This is a genomic window from Mangrovivirga cuniculi, from assembly GCF_005166025.1.
Classification (GTDB): Bacteria; Bacteroidota; Bacteroidia; order Cytophagales; family Cyclobacteriaceae; genus Mangrovivirga; species Mangrovivirga cuniculi.
On record NZ_CP028923.1, the window covers coordinates 2,272,876 to 2,290,838 of the forward strand.

General features: G+C 35.9%; 17 protein-coding genes and 1 pseudogene. 11 read left to right on the forward strand and 7 right to left on the reverse strand.

Annotated features, from left to right (window positions below; all coding sequences use genetic code 11):
- Positions 1-172: 172 nt before the first annotated feature.
- Genes DCC35_RS09930 through DCC35_RS09940 form a run of 3 tightly spaced genes read left to right on the forward strand, consistent with a single transcriptional unit; the run spans position 173 to position 2,966 of the window.
- The gene (locus DCC35_RS09930; protein WP_137090645.1) at positions 173-1,282 is read left to right on the forward strand and encodes an NAD(P) transhydrogenase subunit alpha; all 1,110 of its coding nucleotides are present in this window, start codon (positions 173-175) and stop codon (positions 1,280-1,282) included.
- Positions 1,258-1,572 carry an NAD(P) transhydrogenase subunit alpha gene (locus DCC35_RS09935; RefSeq protein WP_137090646.1) on the forward strand — a complete coding sequence of 105 codons (315 nt, stop codon included), beginning with the start codon at positions 1,258-1,260 and terminating at the stop codon, positions 1,570-1,572. The genes DCC35_RS09930 and DCC35_RS09935 overlap by 25 nt, the downstream gene beginning before the upstream one ends.
- A complete protein-coding gene (locus DCC35_RS09940) occupies positions 1,569-2,966 on the forward strand; it encodes an NAD(P)(+) transhydrogenase (Re/Si-specific) subunit beta (RefSeq protein WP_317129008.1) in 1,398 nt (465 codons plus the stop codon). The genes DCC35_RS09935 and DCC35_RS09940 overlap by 4 nt, the downstream gene beginning before the upstream one ends.
- 47 nt (positions 2,967-3,013) lie before the next feature.
- Here the strand turns inward: DCC35_RS09940 and DCC35_RS09945 are convergent, their stop codons facing one another.
- Both DCC35_RS09945 and DCC35_RS09950 read right to left on the reverse strand, forming a co-directional pair.
- Positions 3,014-3,919 carry a mechanosensitive ion channel family protein gene (locus DCC35_RS09945; protein ID WP_137090647.1) on the reverse strand — a complete coding sequence of 302 codons (906 nt, stop codon included), beginning with the start codon at positions 3,917-3,919 and terminating at the stop codon, positions 3,014-3,016.
- 3 nt (positions 3,920-3,922) lie between these two features.
- Positions 3,923-5,121: pseudogene (locus DCC35_RS09950) on the reverse strand (S-adenosylmethionine:tRNA ribosyltransferase-isomerase).
- A gap of 43 nt (positions 5,122-5,164) precedes the next feature.
- Between DCC35_RS09950 and DCC35_RS09955 the strand changes: the two are divergent.
- The 3 genes from DCC35_RS09955 (at position 5,165) to DCC35_RS09965 (ending at position 7,367) form a co-directional block, all read left to right on the forward strand.
- A complete protein-coding gene (locus DCC35_RS09955; RefSeq protein WP_137090648.1) occupies positions 5,165-5,602 on the forward strand; it encodes a hypothetical protein in 438 nt (145 codons plus the stop codon).
- A 12-nt stretch (positions 5,603-5,614) separates the two neighbouring features.
- A complete protein-coding gene (locus DCC35_RS09960) occupies positions 5,615-7,000 on the forward strand; it encodes a M28 family peptidase (RefSeq protein WP_137090649.1) in 1,386 nt (461 codons plus the stop codon).
- A gap of 73 nt (positions 7,001-7,073) precedes the next feature.
- A complete protein-coding gene (locus tag DCC35_RS09965) occupies positions 7,074-7,367 on the forward strand; it encodes a hypothetical protein (RefSeq protein ID WP_137090650.1) in 294 nt (97 codons plus the stop codon).
- 61 nt (positions 7,368-7,428) lie between these two features.
- On the opposite strand, the gene DCC35_RS09970 is transcribed toward DCC35_RS09965, so the two are convergent.
- The gene (locus DCC35_RS09970) at positions 7,429-8,346 is read right to left on the reverse strand and encodes a hypothetical protein (protein ID WP_137090651.1); all 918 of its coding nucleotides are present in this window, start codon (positions 8,344-8,346) and stop codon (positions 7,429-7,431) included.
- Between the two features lie 161 nt (positions 8,347-8,507).
- Here DCC35_RS09970 and DCC35_RS09975 point away from each other — a divergent pair, with 161 nt between their 5' ends.
- Positions 8,508-8,915: a DUF4332 domain-containing protein gene (locus DCC35_RS09975; protein ID WP_137090652.1), complete on the forward strand. Its 408-nt coding sequence runs from the start codon at positions 8,508-8,510 to the stop codon at positions 8,913-8,915.
- Positions 8,916-8,979: 64 nt separating this feature from the next.
- Complete coding sequence (locus DCC35_RS09980) at positions 8,980-10,539, forward strand: helicase HerA-like domain-containing protein (RefSeq protein WP_137090653.1); 1,560 nt, start codon at positions 8,980-8,982, stop codon at positions 10,537-10,539.
- Here DCC35_RS09980 and DCC35_RS09985 read toward each other — a convergent pair.
- A complete protein-coding gene (locus DCC35_RS09985) occupies positions 10,536-10,754 on the reverse strand; it encodes a hypothetical protein (RefSeq protein WP_137090654.1) in 219 nt (72 codons plus the stop codon). The genes DCC35_RS09980 and DCC35_RS09985 overlap by 4 nt on opposite strands.
- 108 nt (positions 10,755-10,862) lie before the next feature.
- On the opposite strand from DCC35_RS09985, the gene DCC35_RS09990 reads away from it, so the two are divergent.
- Positions 10,863-11,945, forward strand: coding sequence for an o-succinylbenzoate synthase (locus DCC35_RS09990; RefSeq protein ID WP_137090655.1), 1,083 nt, complete (start codon positions 10,863-10,865; stop codon positions 11,943-11,945).
- Here the strand turns inward: DCC35_RS09990 and DCC35_RS09995 are convergent.
- Together DCC35_RS09995 and topA are read right to left on the reverse strand one after the other, a co-directional pair.
- A complete protein-coding gene (locus DCC35_RS09995; RefSeq protein ID WP_137090656.1) occupies positions 11,929-12,621 on the reverse strand; it encodes an SIR2 family NAD-dependent protein deacylase in 693 nt (230 codons plus the stop codon). The genes DCC35_RS09990 and DCC35_RS09995 overlap by 17 nt on opposite strands.
- Position 12,622: 1 nt before the next feature.
- The gene (gene topA, locus DCC35_RS10000; protein WP_137090657.1) at positions 12,623-14,944 is read right to left on the reverse strand and encodes a type I DNA topoisomerase; all 2,322 of its coding nucleotides are present in this window, start codon (positions 14,942-14,944) and stop codon (positions 12,623-12,625) included.
- Positions 14,945-15,142: 198 nt separating this feature from the next.
- Here topA and DCC35_RS10005 point away from each other — a divergent pair, with 198 nt between their 5' ends.
- Positions 15,143-15,643: a SixA phosphatase family protein gene (locus tag DCC35_RS10005; protein WP_137090658.1), complete on the forward strand. Its 501-nt coding sequence runs from the start codon at positions 15,143-15,145 to the stop codon at positions 15,641-15,643.
- Here DCC35_RS10005 and DCC35_RS10010 read toward each other — a convergent pair whose 3' ends face one another.
- Positions 15,644-16,120, reverse strand: coding sequence for a TlpA family protein disulfide reductase (locus DCC35_RS10010; protein WP_175402779.1), 477 nt, complete (start codon positions 16,118-16,120; stop codon positions 15,644-15,646).
- A 102-nt stretch (positions 16,121-16,222) separates the two neighbouring features.
- On the opposite strand from DCC35_RS10010, the gene DCC35_RS10015 reads away from it, so the two are divergent.
- Complete coding sequence (locus tag DCC35_RS10015; RefSeq protein WP_137090660.1) at positions 16,223-17,929, forward strand: hypothetical protein; 1,707 nt, start codon at positions 16,223-16,225, stop codon at positions 17,927-17,929.
- Positions 17,930-17,963 lie beyond the last annotated feature (34 nt).

Genomic DNA, 17,963 nt, shown 5'->3' on the forward strand with positions numbered 1-17,963 from the left:
TAAAATATTTATTATATGATATAAATTTTAATTATTTTGAAAATAGTGATGTAAGAATTACCATTTTTAAAATAATTGGTTTGCTATTTTGAGTTTGTAAAGGGTTTGTCTTTACATTGGTTAAAATTCTTTCATTATTTGTTATTGCTCATAAACAAAATAATATTCTAGTATGATAATCGGAGCTATTAAGCAGCCTGGTGAAAGCAGGGTACCAATAATGCCCGGAATAATTTCAGGCTTTAAAAAACTAGGTCTTAATGTCTCGGTGGAATCGGGTGCCGGTGATGGTGCCTTTGTTTCAGATGAACAATATAAGGAAGCTGGGGCAGACGTCCTTAGCAGGGAGGAGTTACTGAAAAGTGTAGATATATTGCTCGCGATTGTTCCTCCCGAGGCTGAAGACTATGGGTTAATGAAAAAAGGTGCAATAATTATGTCATCTTATGAACCATTTTCTCCCGACCAGAATTATGTTTCAGTAGTAGAGGAATTCCCAGTCCATGCATTGTCTCTCGATATGGTTCCAAGGACCTCGAGAGCTCAATCTATGGATATTCTTTCATCGATGTCTTCTCTTGCAGGATACAAATCCGTAATCAAAGCAGCTGAACATTTACCAAAATATTTTCCGATGCTGACTACAGCAGCCGGAACAGTGGCTCCGGCAAAGGTATTGGTATTAGGTGCAGGTGTTGCCGGACTTCAGGCAATAGCTACAGCAAAAAGACTTGGAGCTGTGGTTGAGGCATTTGATCTGAGAGAAGCAGCAAAAGAAGAAGTAGAAAGTCTGGGTGCTAAATTTGTTGTTGTTGAAGGGGCGAAAGATGATAAGGAAGCCGGAGGGTATGCTGTTGATCAATCAGAAGAATTTAAAAAGAAACAAGCACAGGTTATTGCTGATCATGCTGCTAAATCTGATGTAGTAATTACCACTGCTTTGCTCAGAGGGAAAAAGGCACCTATTCTAATACCAACCACTACCTTAGAACGGATGAAAAGTGGTTCGGTAGTAGTCGATCTTGCCTCCTCATCCGGAGGAAACTGTGAGTTGACTGTCGATAATGAAGTCGTAAACGAAAAAGGCGTTACGATAATTGGTGCTGGAAATTTATCGGCTGAGCTTTCCGTTCACGCCTCAGAGCTTTACGCTAAAAACATATTAAATCTGCTAAAATTATTTGTGTCTGAAGGAGAGACCGATCTTAAGGTCGATGATGATATCATTCAGGCTATAAAAATCAAAAAAGAAGAATCATGGATGCAATCATCAGTTGGATAGGAGAAAACATCCTTTTCATATACTTATTAATTTTCGCTATTTATCTCGGTACGGAGATTATTGGGAAAGTACCCGTGGTGCTTCATACCCCATTAATGTCAGGTGCTAATGCGATTTCAGGAGTAGTGGTAATAGGAGGAATCATTTTAGTAAGATTAACTCCTTCCGATGATTATTTCGGACTGCTTATCGGCTTTTTAGGAATCACCTTTGCTACGATCAATGTTGCAGGTGGATTTGCTGTGACTCAACGTATGTTGTCCATGTTTAATAAGAAAAAGAAATCATGATATATTCTTCTATTACTGATCTATGCTATCTTATTAGTACGGTATTTTTTATTATCGGTTTAAAGAGATTAAGTAGTCCTAAAACTGCCACCAAAGGAAATGCCCTTGCGGCCACCGGTATGATTTTGGGTATTCTTACAGCACTATTTGGTGCCTTAGGTGGCGAACCTGTAAATAATTATGGGGTTATAGCCGTCGCGCTTGCTTTAGGAATTACAATAGGACTAATTGCTGCAAAAAAGGTTGAGATGACTGCTATGCCTGAGCTTGTTTCACTTTTCAATGGTTTTGGAGGGGCAGGTACTCTGGCTTTGGCAGTTGTTGAATTGGTTGGTTATTTATCAGGAGTAGAGGCTTCATTCGGAGTATTGCTTACAGTTTTATCGGCATTATTTATTGGAGCTGTATCATTTACCGGATCATTAGTTGCATTTGGAAAACTTAAGGGGATATGGAATGAGAAACTAAAGTTACCCTTTTCAGCGTACATTAATGTTTTATTGCTATTGATTGTCATGATCGCTTTGATCTATTATTCGATTAATCCATCAGCAATAAGTCTCGGATTTGTACTCGGCCTGATCTTTTTGAGTCTTTTTTACGGATTTAGTTTTGTATCACCAATAGGTGGGGGAGACATGCCTGTTGTAATTGCATTCTTAAACAGTTTGACAGGTATTGGAGCCGCTTTGGCAGGAATAGTATATACGAATAATGTTATGCTGTTTGGAGGTATTTTGGTGGGTGCATCAGGTATAATTCTAACAGTATTGATGTGTAATGCAATGAACAGGTCACTTGCACAGGTTTTAGTAGGTAACTTCGGTGGTACTTCCTCATCTTCTTCAGATGATGGTGATAAAGTAGTAAAAGAAGTAACAATGTCTGACCTTGCTGTTCAGCTTAAATATGCTAAGCGAGTTTTAGTAGTACCTGGTTATGGACTTGCTGTAGCCCAGGCGCAACATGTGTGCAGAGAGCTTGAAGTTCTCCTTGAAGATGAAGGGGTAGAAGTGAAGTATGCTATTCATCCCGTTGCCGGAAGGATGCCAGGTCATATGAATGTTTTACTAGCAGAGTCTGATGTTCCATATGAAAAACTTCTGGACCTCGATGATGCCAATAAATCATTAGAAGGGGCAGATGTTGTACTGGTTATCGGAGCCAATGATGTGGTCAATCCGGCAGCAAAAACTGACTCCGGAAGCCCGATTTATGGGATGCCGATATTAGAAGTAGAAAATGCTCATCAGGTTGTAGTATTCAAACGTAGTATGAATCCCGGATATGCAGGAGTTCAAAATGAACTTTTCTTTAAAGATAAAACCAAGATGTTATTTGGCGATGCTAAACAATCTCTTTCTGGTTTGGTAAAAGAACTGGCAGAGGTATAAAGACAATCCTAATAGATTAATACAGTTGTGAATCTGATGGCGAATAACTATTGTTGTTCGCCATCTTTTTTTATTTCCAGTTCGTTTCTGAAGTTTATATCACGCTGAGGGAATGGAATCTCAATATTTTCTTCTCTGAATCTCTGGAAGATTGCATAATAAAGTTCACTTTGTAAAAAGGCTGGCCTGTCGACATATTTTGTTGACCAGACTAAAAGAGTAAAATCAATACTACTATTTCCGTATTCTGTAAAGAGCAAAAATGGCTCGGGATTAGACAGAACATTATCATTTTTATTAGCTACTTCAAGCACTATTCTCCTTACTCTTTCCGGATCTTCCTTATAACTAACCCCTAAAGGAACTTTAATTCGTATTCTCCGGTCATTGTGAGACCAGTTGATTACCATCTTCGATATAAACTCGGAATTTGGAACGATAACAATAATGTTATCATTTGTTCGGATCGTAGTAGCACGTCCACCGATCTTAATGATATCTCCGACGATCTCACCCACTTCAACACGGTCTCCGACTTTTATTGGTTGATCAAATAAAATGATCATACCCGAAACAATATTATCTACAATAGTTTGTAAACCAAAACCAATACCAACACCCAGGGCACCAACTACAATACCTAAAGTAGTGAAGTTTATACCAAATGAATTCAGAATTATCAGAGTACCGACAGTAAGAACAAATAACCTGAAGATATAGCCATAAGTTTGTCTTATGCCATATTCTATATTGTACCTGGCCATTACTTTTGTGACCAGTAATTTTCGAATCAGATTAGAAATATAAACCAGCGCGACAAAACTGAGAATGAGCGAGAGAATTGTGATCAGCGTAAACTCTGTTTTCCCCAGATTAAAAACCGGATAGGATAAAATATCTATTACAGGTTTAAAAATTTCGCCTAGTTTATCTAATATTTCCTTAAAATCCATTCTTTATTTTTTTCTCCATAGCAGGGAACTGTCCCCATAGCTAAGGAATCTGAAATTGTTATTTAAAGCATAATCATAAACTTTTTTCCAGTCTTCTCCAATAAATGCAGCCACAAGTAATATTAAAGTTGAGTCTGGCTGGTGAAAATTGGTTATTAGAGCATCTGCAAAATGAAATTTATAGCCAGGAAAAATAAAAATTTCAGTTTCGCCATGAATAATTTTGAGATCATTGGATTCCATATATTCAAGAATCGCTTTCAGGGATTCTTCTCTAGAAGGAGTCTCCCTGTTTTCATATGCTATTAATTTAGGGATGAAAAAATCCTTTTCTCCATTTAATAGTTTTACCCCGTACCAGTACAGACTTTCCAGGCTTCTCATGGATGTTGTTCCAACAGGTATGATCTTTCCTTTTTATTTAATAGTGATTCGATAACCACTTTTTTGAACAAAATTTGCTCTTTATGCATAGGGTGATCTTCCGGAGTGGTAACTTTAATCGGACTGAAAGTTCCTGCACCCACATGAAGGGTAATATATTCTTCATTGACCCTCTTATTCTTCAGATCGCTTAATACATCTTTTGTAAAGTGAAGCCCTGCTGTTGGAGCTGCCACTGCTCCATCTTTTTCCGCGTAAACTGTTTGGTATCTAGGAACATCTTCCTCGGTTGCTTCACGGTTTAAATAAGGAGGTAGAGGGACCTGTCCCATATTTTTTACCAGGTCAGCAAATGGTGTATCACTTTTCCAATCAATGCTAACCAGTTTTTGTTCACGGTTCACCCATTTTGCATGAATTTCAATATCCTGACCATCAACATCAATAGATCTTTTCAATACCTCTTCATCTTTCCATTTTCTGGCATTTCCTACCATACATAGCCATGACACAGAGCCTGTTATAGTCATTGCATCATCAATTACAACAGTGGGACTATAAGGCTGGAGTAGAAAAATTTCGATAATTGCACCGGTTTCTCTTCTGAAAAGTAGCCTTGCAGGAATTACTTTAGTATTATTAAAGATCAGAGTTGAATCTTGTGGAATTAGCTGTGGAATATTCTTAAATATTTCTGATTCAATTTTACCGGAATTGTAAGTAAGCAATTTAGCCTCATCGCGCTTTTGCAAGGGATGTTTTGCAATTTTTTCATCCGGTAATTCGTAAGTGTATTTAGAAAGGTCTACTGATTTCACAATTAATAATTTTATGCAAATATAAAATTGCGATAACAAAATAATGAGGAAAACTATTTATTGTTTATTCTTATTGATTGTTTCTGTAGTTATAAATGCTCAAAACGACATAGATTTTTGGGAGATACTAGGGGAAGTCAAATTTGAAACAGGATATATGGAAGGATCTGATGTTCCTTTTGATGTCCCGGTGTTTTCAGATAAACTGAAAAGTATCGAAGGGCAGACTATTCAATTGCAGGGATATATTTTACCCGTAGAGGTTGGTTCAAGCGATCATTATATCTTATCCAAACTCCCATTTAATGTATGTTACTATTGTGGTGGAGCGGGACCCGAAACGATTATAGAAATTATTTCTGATGATAAGTTAGAAGCTTCTGACAACAGAGTGGTTATTCAGGGCAAGCTAATGCTTAACAAAAGGGATATGAATTACCATATGTATGTTTTAAAAAATGCTGAATTAATTGATCAATAATTATTTAATAAAATGAAAAGAATTTTATCTGCTTTAATTTTTTCTACTCTATTTTTCTGCATTCAGGCTCAGCAGGATAAAGCCTTTGTAGATAGCCTTTTTCACATTGCATTAACAAACGGAAGAGCATACGAGGATTTGAGATTTTTAACCAAGAATATTGGAGGGAGACTTACCGGATCGCCAGAAGCGGCAGCAGCTGTCGAGTTTACCCGGCAAAGGATGGAAGCCTATGGTTTTGATACTGTATGGTTACAACCGGTAATGGTACCACATTGGGTTAGAGGGGAGAAACCTGAAAGAGGCAGGGTGCTGTCCAACACTTTTGGAACCATCGACCTACCAGTAACTGCATTAGGCAATACCGTTGGTACTGGTTTTCCAGGGATTACTGCTGAAGTGATCGAAGTTAAAAGTCTTGATGAGGTACTTGAGTTAAAAGAAAAGGATGTAAAAGGTAAGATCGTATTTTTCAACAGGCCTTTTGATGAGACTGAGTTTAGTACATTTTCAGCTTATGGTGGAGCAGTTGATCAGCGGGGTAGTGGACCTGCAGAAGCTGCTAAAAAAGGGGCTGTTGCTGTAGTAGTCCGTTCAATGGGAAATAAGATCAATAAAGTTTTGCACACTGGTATGACTAGATATCAACCAAATGTGCCAAAAATTCCTGCTGTGGCAATAAGTACCTATCATGCAGAAGAATTGAGTGCAATGTTAAAATCAGATAATGAACTAAATATTTATCTTGAGACACATTGTGAATTTTTACCAGACAAATTATCATACAATGTGATTGGGCAAATAAATGGTACAGAGTTTCCTGAAGATTTCATAATAGTTGGTGGCCACCTGGATAGCTGGGACGTTGGTGAGGGTGCTCATGATGACGGAGCAGGCTGTGTACAGTCTATCGATGCTTTAAGGGTACTTAAATTGTCAGGATATCAACCTAAATACTCAATAAGGGCTGTGATGTTTATGAATGAGGAAAACGGACTCAGAGGTGGAAGAAAATATGCTGAATTGGCTCAAAAAAATAATGAGAATCATCTTGCTGCTATTGAATCTGACAGAGGAGGGTTTTCACCCAGGGGATTTACAACTACAGGAACTGATGAGCAGGAAAAAATGATTCAAGGTTGGGCCCCTTTAATGTTTGATTGGGGGTATTATGATTTTAGTAAGCCCGGTGGAGGAGCAGATATTTCTCCACTTGCAGTTCAGAATACATTATTAATCGGTCTGTATCCTGATTCTCAACGATATTTTTATATCCATCACACGCCAAATGATGTCTTTGAAACAGTCAACCAGAGAGAATTAGAATTAGGAGTAGGAGGGCTGGCATCGATGCTGTATTTACTGGATAAAAATTTAGAGAAAAAAAATAAAAAATAATTTTCATCTGATTTCAGAAATTTATCAGATTGATTATTATTACTATATAATCTACCAGTTAAAACAAATCGTCATGGAAAAAAAGCGCATTGTAAAAGATTATGATAAATTACCTGATGAGGTAATTAATCAAGTTAAATTAGAGTACCCTTATGGTTTTGCTGAAAACCTTGTTTCTTTTGTCAATGCTAAGGGTGAAAAAGTTTCTGCCCTGCCTTTTGATACAGAGAATATATATTATTTGATAAGGATGACTAAGCAGGAGGCAGTGCAATTAATTGAGGATGATGACGATTATGATGAGTTTGGTAAGTTGTCTGAAGAGTTTATTGAAGATCAGGACGAAGATGGAGAGGATGAAGATTAAACTAAATTAATACTAATAAAAAAAGAGTGGCTAGCCACTCTTTTTGTTTTAAGTTTTGTAATTAATCTTCTGTTTCTTTTTTATTTTCTAATTCCTTTAAGAAGGATTGAGCCTGATCAATATCACCAAATTCATAGTGATGTGGGTGACCTTCATTATCGAAAACTTCCATTCTGATAAGCTGGATAGCATATTGCTTTTCAGAAATAGCTTCACCAATATGATCTTTGAATCTAAGGAAGAAACTTTCTTTATTAGCTTCAAGCTGGGCTATTTGCTTATTTTCATGTTTTACCCTATTGCAATAACTACATTTATAATGTTTTACGATTTCACCAGGCTCTGTATCTGTAGGTTGCTTTAATATCTCTTCTTTTTTCAATTTAAGAGTCTGCATTCCACACCTGTCACACTCCTGGGCTACTAAGTGGCCTGGATATTTTTCAATTTTAACATAGTCTGAATCATCATCTACCCAAACATCATAGTCAACCGAGAAAATATTTTCTTCAGCCTGCATGGCCTCATCAAGATGGACATCTTCCTCCTGCTCAGTCAATAATCTCATCTGCTTGCCTGATTTAGGAGAAGTCCTCGGTTGGAACCTTAATTTCTTAAGTCTTCCTTTCTGATTGGCAGGAAGCATATATTTCAATAACAGAGATGGGATATATCCTACCAACGTACCGGCACAAAGTGCAACTGCAAGTCGAATAAATATCCAGCCTTTCGATTCTGCTACTGGTTCTCTAAATAAAGTATTCAGATAAAAGAAAACAGCTGCTCCAAGACCAATAAAGAAATAAATGTACATTTTCTTTTCTCGAGAGGATATGTAATCGTATTTCAGTTTTGGATCTTTAAAACGTGCAAGATTCAAAAAATTAATAAACACAGATCCCAATGCAAATAATAATGATATTGCAATGGCTACGTACATCACGGAATGAAAGCCGGATAAAAATGAATCGTAAGACATAGTTAAATATTTAATTTTCCAAAATATAAGGTGAATTGACCGTATTGTCAATATAAAATTCCATTCATGATATTTTTATATATTTTCAAGTGAAAATATGTATTAAATAATAATAATTTGAATTATATTAATATAAAAATAAATTCAAATCTAAAATAATAATGGCTACTAAAATCACCGAAATCGAAGGGATTGGTCCATCCTATGCAGAAAAACTGCAAAAAGCTGATATTACAACAGTAGAAGGACTATTAGAAAAATGTGCATCAAGATCAGGACGAAAGAATGTTGCCGAAGCAACAGGGATTGATGCATCACATTTATTAAAGTGGGCAAATTTGGCTGACTTATTTCGAATTAAAGGCGTTGCAAGTGAAATAAGTGAATTACTGGAAGCTGCAGGCGTTGATACTGTCAAAGAATTGAGAAACAGAAACCCGGAGAACTTGCATAATGCTATTGTTGAAGAAAGTAAAAAGAAAAACCATGTCAGACAAATTCCATCTTTAAGCCAGGTTGAAAAATTCGTAAGCCAGGCTAAAGAACTCGATCCTGTAATAACATATTAACATAAATAATTATAAAAAGTGCACCGGAGAATATATTTCTTCCGGTGTATTTTTATATTGTAATATGAAAGAAAAGTTTATAAGTGATATACAATCGGGATATTATTTTAAGGGTAAGGATTTTATCATCGGTGCTGGTGTTTACGATAATGAGATAATATCTGATGCTAAGATAAAAATACCGCTTTCTACAATTAACAGGCATGGTTTGATTTCAGGAGCTACAGGAACTGGAAAAACCAAGTCATTACAAGTCTTTGCAGAATGTCTGAGTGATAATGGGGTTCCGGTCCTGATGATGGATATTAAAGGAGATCTTAGTGGAATAGCCAAGCCCGGAGAGGTTAATAATCATATAACCACCAGGCATGAGGCGATTGATTTAGAATTTAAACCCTCAGGTTTTCCTGTGGAATTATTATCACTTACTGGAAAAGAAGGGGTGAAGTTACGGGCTACTGTTTCAGAGTTTGGTCCTATAGTATTATCTAAAATGCTAAATCTTAATGATACACAATCCAGTATCTTGTCAGTAATTTTTCAATATGCAGATAAAAATGGTCTTCCTTTACTTGATTTAAAAGATCTCAAAAGGTTATTAAGGTTTATTACTGAGGAAGGGAAGGAAGAGATCCAAAAGGAGTATGGCAGGCTTAGTTCAGCTTCTATTGGAACGATTATGAGAAAAGTTATCGGGCTTGAACAAGAAGGTGCGGAACAATTTTTTGGAGAGCCTTCATTTGATATTAAAGACCTTCTTCATAAAAATGATGAAGGCAAAGGACAAATCAGTGTTTTAAGGGTAAATGATATTCAGGATAAGCCAAAATTGTATTCTTCTTTCATGCTTTCGTTATTAGCAGAAATTTTTAGCACATTTCCGGAAAAAGGAGATAGCGATAAGCCCAGGCTTGTCATGTTTATAGATGAAGCACATCTATTATTTAAGGAAGCCGGGGACGAATTACTCGAACAGATTGACACAGTTATAAAGCTTATAAGATCGAAAGGTGTTGGAATTTATTTCTGTACCCAAAGTCCTACGGATATTCCCGAATCAGTTTTAAGTCAATTGGGTTTAAGAATCCAGCACGCCCTTCGTGCAGTTACAGCAAAAGACAGAAAGGCTATTCGATCAGCTGCAGAAAATTTCCCATTAACTGAGTACTATGAAACTGATAAAATACTCACTTCATTAGGGGTGGGACAGGCTTTGATTACAGTGCTAAATGAAAAAGGAATTCCTACTCCATTGGTGGTTACTCATTTACGAGCTCCTGCTTCCAGAATGAATGTTTTAAAACAAAATGAAATTGAAGATTTACTGAATAAATCTGATTTGGTCGATAAGTATAATGAAACAGTAGACAGAGAAAGTGCTTATGAATTACTCGAGAAAAAGCTCTTTACCGAAGAAAAACAAATAGAAGAATCTAAAGGAATCAATAAGCCACAAAAGCCATTGACAGATGAATCTGTATGGGAGGAACTCTCAAAAAATACAATGGTCAGGCAAATGGGCAGAACATTAATCAGAGAACTTTCAAGAGGGTTATTAGGAGCGGTGTCAGGAAAAAAGACCTCGTCAGGAAGGAAAGGGAATTCAATATTTGATCTTTTTTAGAGATCCTGCTTTTCAATTAGAGCATTTACTGCTTCTTCTTCGCTACTGAAGACTTCCCATTTCATTATGTGAACTATTCCTATTTCATTGATACCCCTGGATTCAGCAGGCTTATCAGTATATGAAGCAATACTAATTTTATTAGGTTGTAATTCTGTCCCGGCTATATAAACGGCCTGGCCTTCTTCTGGCAAATTGTTTTCTTTAAATTTCATTGACTCTTTTTAGTATATACTTTTAGAACAGGTTAGGAAACCCTTTAAATTAAAAAAAAAAGTGGCTGGAAATGGCTTAATTACATTTGATTTTTAATTAAAAGTAATATGAAAATTGACTTTTTGGAGCATACTCTTCAATTTAAATTTGATGCAGGTACATCAAGAGGTGTAATGAGGGAGCATAATGTAGTGTATGTGATTTTAAATGATTCGGAATCCGGAATAAGGGGTATTGGAGAATGTGCACCATTACCAGGTTTAAGTATTGATAACAAGACTCAGGTTATTGATTTTCTCCAAGGCTTAAAGAAGTCAGAGGAGTATCTTAATATTCCATTGACTGCCGAGGAGGTTTTTGAAATAGCAGAAGAATTAGTGCCGGAATATCTTCCTTCCGTACGGTTTGGATTAGAAACAGCATTATTGGATTTAATTTCAGGGGGAAAGAAAGAAATATTTGAAGGAGAATTCTATCAGGGACAGAAACGAATTCCTATTAATGGTTTGATTTGGATGGGGGATGAAGAGTTTATGCTCAGCCAGATTCGAAAAAAAATCGATGCAGGTTTCAATTGTCTTAAAATGAAAATCGGGGCAATAGATTTTGAAACTGAATTGAGTATTTTAAATTATATTAGAAGAAACTTCTCTGAAAAGGACCTTACCATTCGGGTAGATGCTAACGGTGCTTTTACAATTGGTGAAGCTTTGCATAAGCTTGAGAAATTATCTAAACTGAATCTTCACAGCATTGAACAACCCATTGCAGCAGGGAATATAGAAGGAATGAAAGAGCTCTGTGAAAAAACACCTCTTCCAATAGCTTTGGATGAAGAATTAATTGGTGTCAATGCGGTAAAAGGGCTGGAACTTCTATCTGAGATAAATCCTCATTATATAATACTTAAACCCACTTTGTTAGGAGGTCTTAAAGCTTCAGACATATGGATTAAAAATGCTGAGAAATTAGATATAGATTGGTGGATGACTTCAGCTTTAGAGTCAAATATAGGGCTCAATGCCATTTCACAGTTCACTGCGTTTAAAAATGTCAGTCTTCCACAAGGCTTAGGAACAGGGCAGCTTTATCATAATAACATAGCATCTCCTTTGATGATTGAAAATGGAGAGATTTATTATGATACAAAAACGAAATGGGATTTGAGTTTATTTAAGCAAACTCATTGATCAATATCTCTTTTAATTTAGGTAATCCTGTTGAAGCAGGTTCTTCGAAACACTTTACTCGTGTAGCTCTGACTCCGTCTGGTATCTTCGGGTCAACAAGATATACCGGAGTTTCATAAGAACAATATTGAAATAGTCCAGCTGCCGGATAAACCTGAAGGGATGTACCTGCAATAACAAAAATATCCGCCTCAGCAGCTGCTGCAGTAGCCGGTTGCATCATCGGAACTAATTCACCAAACCAAACTATATGTGGCCGTAATTGAGATCCTTTTTCGCAGAGGTCTCCTTTATTTATGAGTGGTTGATCAAGGTCATAGATCAGGCCTTCATCGACCGAACTTCTTGCTTTCATGATTTCACCATGAAGGTGAATGATATTAGATGAACCAGCCTTTTCATGCAGATTATCGACATTTTGAGTAACTACAGTAACATCAAAGTGATCCTCAAGGTCAACCAGTGCTTTGTGGCCTGGGTTGGGTTCTGCTTTTATTACTGCCTTTCTACGTTCGTTATAAAACTTCAGGACCAGGTCTTGATTTGCTTCCCAACCGGCAGGAGATGCTACTTCCATAACATCATGACCTTCCCATAGTCCGTTGGCATCCCGAAAAGTCGGGATGCCACTTTCGGCACTGATTCCAGCCCCAGTTAGAACTACGAGTTTTTTCATACTATTTCTTTTTTCTTCCTCTAGGTTTTTTCGGTTTGTTCTTAGCTTCTTCAGCCAGTTTCAAACATTCTTCGAGAGTCAGTTCCTCTGGTTTTTTGTCTTTAGGTATTTTGACATTTTGTCTTCCTGCCTTAATGTAAGGTCCATAACGGCCATTTAAGACTTGTACAGACTCATCTTCATCAAAAGTTTTGATGTATTTATTCGCTTCAGCTTTTCTTTTTTCTTCTATCAATTCGATCGCTCTGTCCAATTCGATCTCGTATGGATCATCATCTTTATGTAGTGAAGTGAATTTGCCTGCATGTAAAATGTAAGGACCATATCTTCCTATATTTACAGCAACTGGTTCTCCTTCGTATTCTCCTATTTCGCGAGGTAACTTGAAAAGTTCAAGTGCTTCTTCTAGTGTGATGTTTTCAATAAACTGATCTTTACGCATACTTGCGTATTTAGGCTTTTCTTCGTCATCACTTTCTCCAAGCTGGACAATAGGACCGAATTTTCCCAACCTGGCTATTACTGGTTTGCCCGTTTTAGGATCAGTTCCAAGTTCTCTTGAAGTGTTGATCTCTTGTCTAGAGATTGCTTCGGTATCCTCAACCTTTTGATGGAAGTTGCCATAGAAAGCATCGATCATCGCATCCCATTGTTTTATACCGTGGGCGATTTCGTCAAACTCTTTTTCTACAGTCGCTGTAAAAGAATAGTTAGTAACATTTGGAAAATGCTCTACGAGGAAATCATTAACTACCATTGCCGTATTTGTTGGAAATAATTTATTTTTCTCAGCTCCGGTAGTCTCAGTTTTTTCTTCTTTTTTTACCTCTCCATTTTTTAAGGTGATCAAATTGTAATTTCTTTCTTTGCCTGGTCTTGATTCTTTAACAACGTATCCTCTTTTCTGGACGGTACTAATTGTTGGAGCATAGGTAGAAGGTCTACCAATTCCCATTTCTTCCAGTTTTTTGACCAATGAAGCTTCTGAGTACCTTGCCGGAGGTCTTGAGAAAGTTTGTTTGGATACTATTTCTTTTGCATCTAATGATTGTCCTTGCGAAAGCGGAGGTAAAATTCCTTTTGCTTCTTCTTCCTCATCATCGTCTGTAGATTCCAGGTAGACCTTAAGAAATCCATCAAACTTAATTACCTCACCGGTTGCGGTGAAATGGACACTATCATTGGTACTAATATCAATAGTTGCTATCGTTCTCTCAATTTGTGCATCAGACATCTGAGAAGCAATTGCACGTTTCCAGATTAGTTCATATAATCTCTGCTCATTTCTGTCCTTGCCTGCATCCTGTTCAGAGAAGCTGGTAGGTCTGATAGCTTCGTGAGCCTCCTGGGCACCCTGGCTTTTAGATTTATATTTTCTTACCTGAGAATAATTATCTCCATATTCACTTTTAATGGCTCCGGTAGCACTTGAAACAGCCTCGTCAGAAAGATTGACCGAATCAGTTCTCATATATGAAATTTTACCGGCTTCATATAGTCTTTGCGCCAAAGTCATTGTCTGAGATACCGAAAACCCAAGCTTTCTACTTGCTTCCTGCTGAAGTGTGGATGTGGTAAACGGAGGTGCAGGGCTCTTTTTTGATGGTTTTGTTTCCAGCTTACTGATACTAAATTGAGCCTTCGTACAATCGTCTAAGAAATTAACAGCCTCGTCGTATGTACTGAATTTTTTGTTGAGTTCAGCTTTAATCTCCTTATTATTATCATCTTTGAATATGGCTGTAACACGATACGAATCTTTGGAATTAAAAGCCTCGATTTCTCTTTCTCTTTCAACCACCAATCGAACAGCTACTGATTGAACCCTTCCAGCGGAAAGACCTCTTTTAATTTTTTTCCATAGAATTGGAGAAATTTCATAACCAACAATTCTGTCAAGAATTCGTCTTGCTTGTTGAGCATTAACAAGATCATGATCTATCGCTCGAGGATGATTTATTGCATTTAATATGGCATTTTTTGTTATTTCCCTAAAGACAATTCTTTTAGTTTTATCATCTTCGAGCTTCAGAGCCTCCTTTAAGTGCCAGGATATTGCTTCCCCTTCACGGTCATCATCCGATGCCAGGTAGATTGTGTCAGCATCTTTTGATAATTTCTTCAGCTCCTTAATCACATCCTTTTTATCACCGGTGATCTCGTAAGTTGGTTTAAAACCATTTTTTATATCGATAGCCTTATCTCCCTTAGGTAAATCTCTTACATGACCATATGATGAGGTCACTTTGTAGTCTTTACCTAAAAAGCCTTCAATGGTTTTTGCTTTTGCCGGAGACTCCACTATAACTAAATTTTTTGCCATATCCTGTTTGATTTCAATATTAAAGTGCCAAATATCTATAATAAAATGCGAAAAATAAAAGTTGATTTATTGCATTCGAATTATATAATTTACTTACAATTTATATTTTTTGTTTCTTAAACACTTATATTTAGGATAAAGAGTTCTGATTAAAATTCAGATTGTACTGGGAAACAGCTAATTAATAACAAACACAATATGAAGAAATTGATCTTGATCAGGCATGGAAAGGCTCAGGAAGCCGGAAATGCGGAAAAGGATATAGACAGAACATTAACCGGAACTGGCTTTGCTGATTCCAACCGGTTAGGTAGAGCCCTGGAGAATAAAGAGCTATTTCCTGATGTGATTATTTCTTCTAATGCCGAAAGAGCAGCATTAACAAGTAATATTATTGCTGAAGCGGTTAAATATGACTCGTCTCAAATCAGGCATAATGATATGATCTACAATGCCTCAGTTAGAAATCTGCTTGATTTGGTAAATAACTTTAAAGAAGTATGGGATTGTGTTTATATCATAGGACATAATCCAAGTCTTAGCTATTTAGCTGAATATCTGTCTAATGCAGAGATCGGATCTGTGAGTCCGGCCGGAGCAGTAATCCTGAGAGCTGAGGTAGAGCACTGGAATGAAATTTCTAAGAATACGATGTATTTTGAAAATTATTATTCTCCTGAATCAATGAGTAATAGCTGATCAATTAAACAAATTGATTATTTCATCACTGTTATAATTTGCTATTCCTTCCTTCTCGTAAATAATTCTTCCTTGATCATCTACTATCACAGTATATGGTATACTGGTGTGTGATAAAACAGTCGGAATACTGGCTAATGGACTATAAATCGGAAATGTGAATTTTTTTCTTTCCTTTAACTGAATGGCCTTATTAAAATTTTGATCTGAAGAGATCATCAAAAACCTAATATTTCTATTCTCCGTTTTCTTATATAGTTTTTCAATTGATGGCATTTCAGCCAGGCAAGGTGGACACCAGCTTGCCCAAAAATTTATAAAGGTGTAATCATAGTCTGAAAAAATATGGGCTACTCTTTTTCCTGATTCATCAATCAGGTAGATGTTTTCATTTATTTCTTTTGTTGTATTATCAGAATTATCGACTGAAGCTTCATAGAAAGGTATTTTTATTAATAGGCTTTGCAGCGAACTCATTACAAATAACCTTAGAGGAGGGACTAAAAAAATCACCGCAATAAGTAGTATTAAAAAATTATTTTTTATTGCTTTAATAAGTTTTGTTATCTTGCCGTTCATATGAGAAAGCATTTTTTTATTTTCCCGGTTTTATTATTTTTTGTATTAAGTTCTTTCAACGTTACAGGACAGAAAAAAGATTACAAAGATATTTCTCCATTGGTTATTTCAAGACAATATAAGGTAGCCAAACCACTTCTGTCCGAATTATTAAAAGAACACCCTGATTTTCCTGTCGCAAATTTATATTCAGGTAAGATATATCAGGATATTTTTTCTGATTATGATTTCATTGCTGATAGTAGTGGGTTTTTTGAATATTACGACTCTGCCAAATATTATTATCAGCGATTTAAAAGAATCGGCAATGAAAAAGATATTAGGAAGAATGATGATTTTTATAAGGAGTTTTACCGAAGAGACCTCAGGACTGGTGAATATGATATAAAACTTTCAGATATTATTGTCGAGATCGATCAGTCCTTTGATAAAATGGATGCTCATAAAAAAGAGGTAAAGGACTTACTTATTTTTAAATCAGATGTTGAGGATGAATATTCTGAGCTCTTAAAGAAAGTTAAGCAGAAGATTTCGACTTTTTCAAATTACAATGAATTCGTATTACTGGAAGATTCATCAATAATACCTGATTTCCAAAGTTTATCAGATCTTTACAGGGAAAATCTTCAAAAGAGAAAATTGGCCAGTAACAAAGTTATCATCCTTGGACAAAAGCAATATGCTAATACTGCTTCTGACATAAAGACACTCAATATTGAGGAGATAAAAGAAGCTAAATTTCCTGGCTTATTTATTAATGAGAAGACTTATTACCCGGATTTGGGGTATTTCACAGAAACCTCAGTGGATGATTTGGGTAGAGTATTGAATGCGAAAAGAATATTGTATTCTGCTTTTGAGAATGAACAGTTCAACAAAAGTGATATAACTAAAGCTCAGCAAATTCTTGATAAATTTAATGATAATGGATTGATAAGTAGTCTAATTAAATTTAAGATTCATGAAAATGAAATTCTAAATACTTTTAAAGACAGAGCTTTTGATAGCTTATCATCTAAGGAAATAATACCGATTCTACAGGATTACGTAGTTGCTTTGTCTGAAAGTAAGATCCTTCTATCAGATGTGAGTTCTAAGAATACTGATTTTGAGCGCTCAATTCATTTAAACTTTATTTATATAGAGTTTTACGGTAAGGTTGAATTTAATAAATGGATTCAAAAAAATCTTTCTGTAATTGAAAGTCAAATCGATTCATTAAACTCTGAAATCGATCAGCATTATTTTCGATCGAGATATGTGGTATGTGAGTCAGACACTTTTCCTGTATTCTCTTCGAATGATATTGAAAATAAAGAGGTGATATTTAATTATACTGAAGGGGAAAGGATAATTAGCTTAGGAATCTTTTCAGAGCAGGACAGTGTGACTCTTTTGGGAATTTATTTATTGGATTCTGATAGCTTGCTGAAGAATTATACTTTAAAAAAACAGTTTTTAAATGATTCGCTAGGTACTAAATGGAATATTAATTCTTTTGACGAAAAAATCTATTATAAAGAAGGTTCTGCTTTTATTCATATTCTAAGCATAATGGATAATGCTCAAAGTTATCTGAAAGTAATTTATAATACTGATCCATTATTGAAACCAATTGATTATAAAGTGATCAGAAAAGAGGAGTTTGAGGAAATCAGAAAACAGAATGTAAAAGAAAAGTCACCTGATTATGAGGTGTTGAGATAAAAAAAGCCGCTTTAAGCGGCTTTTATTAATATTA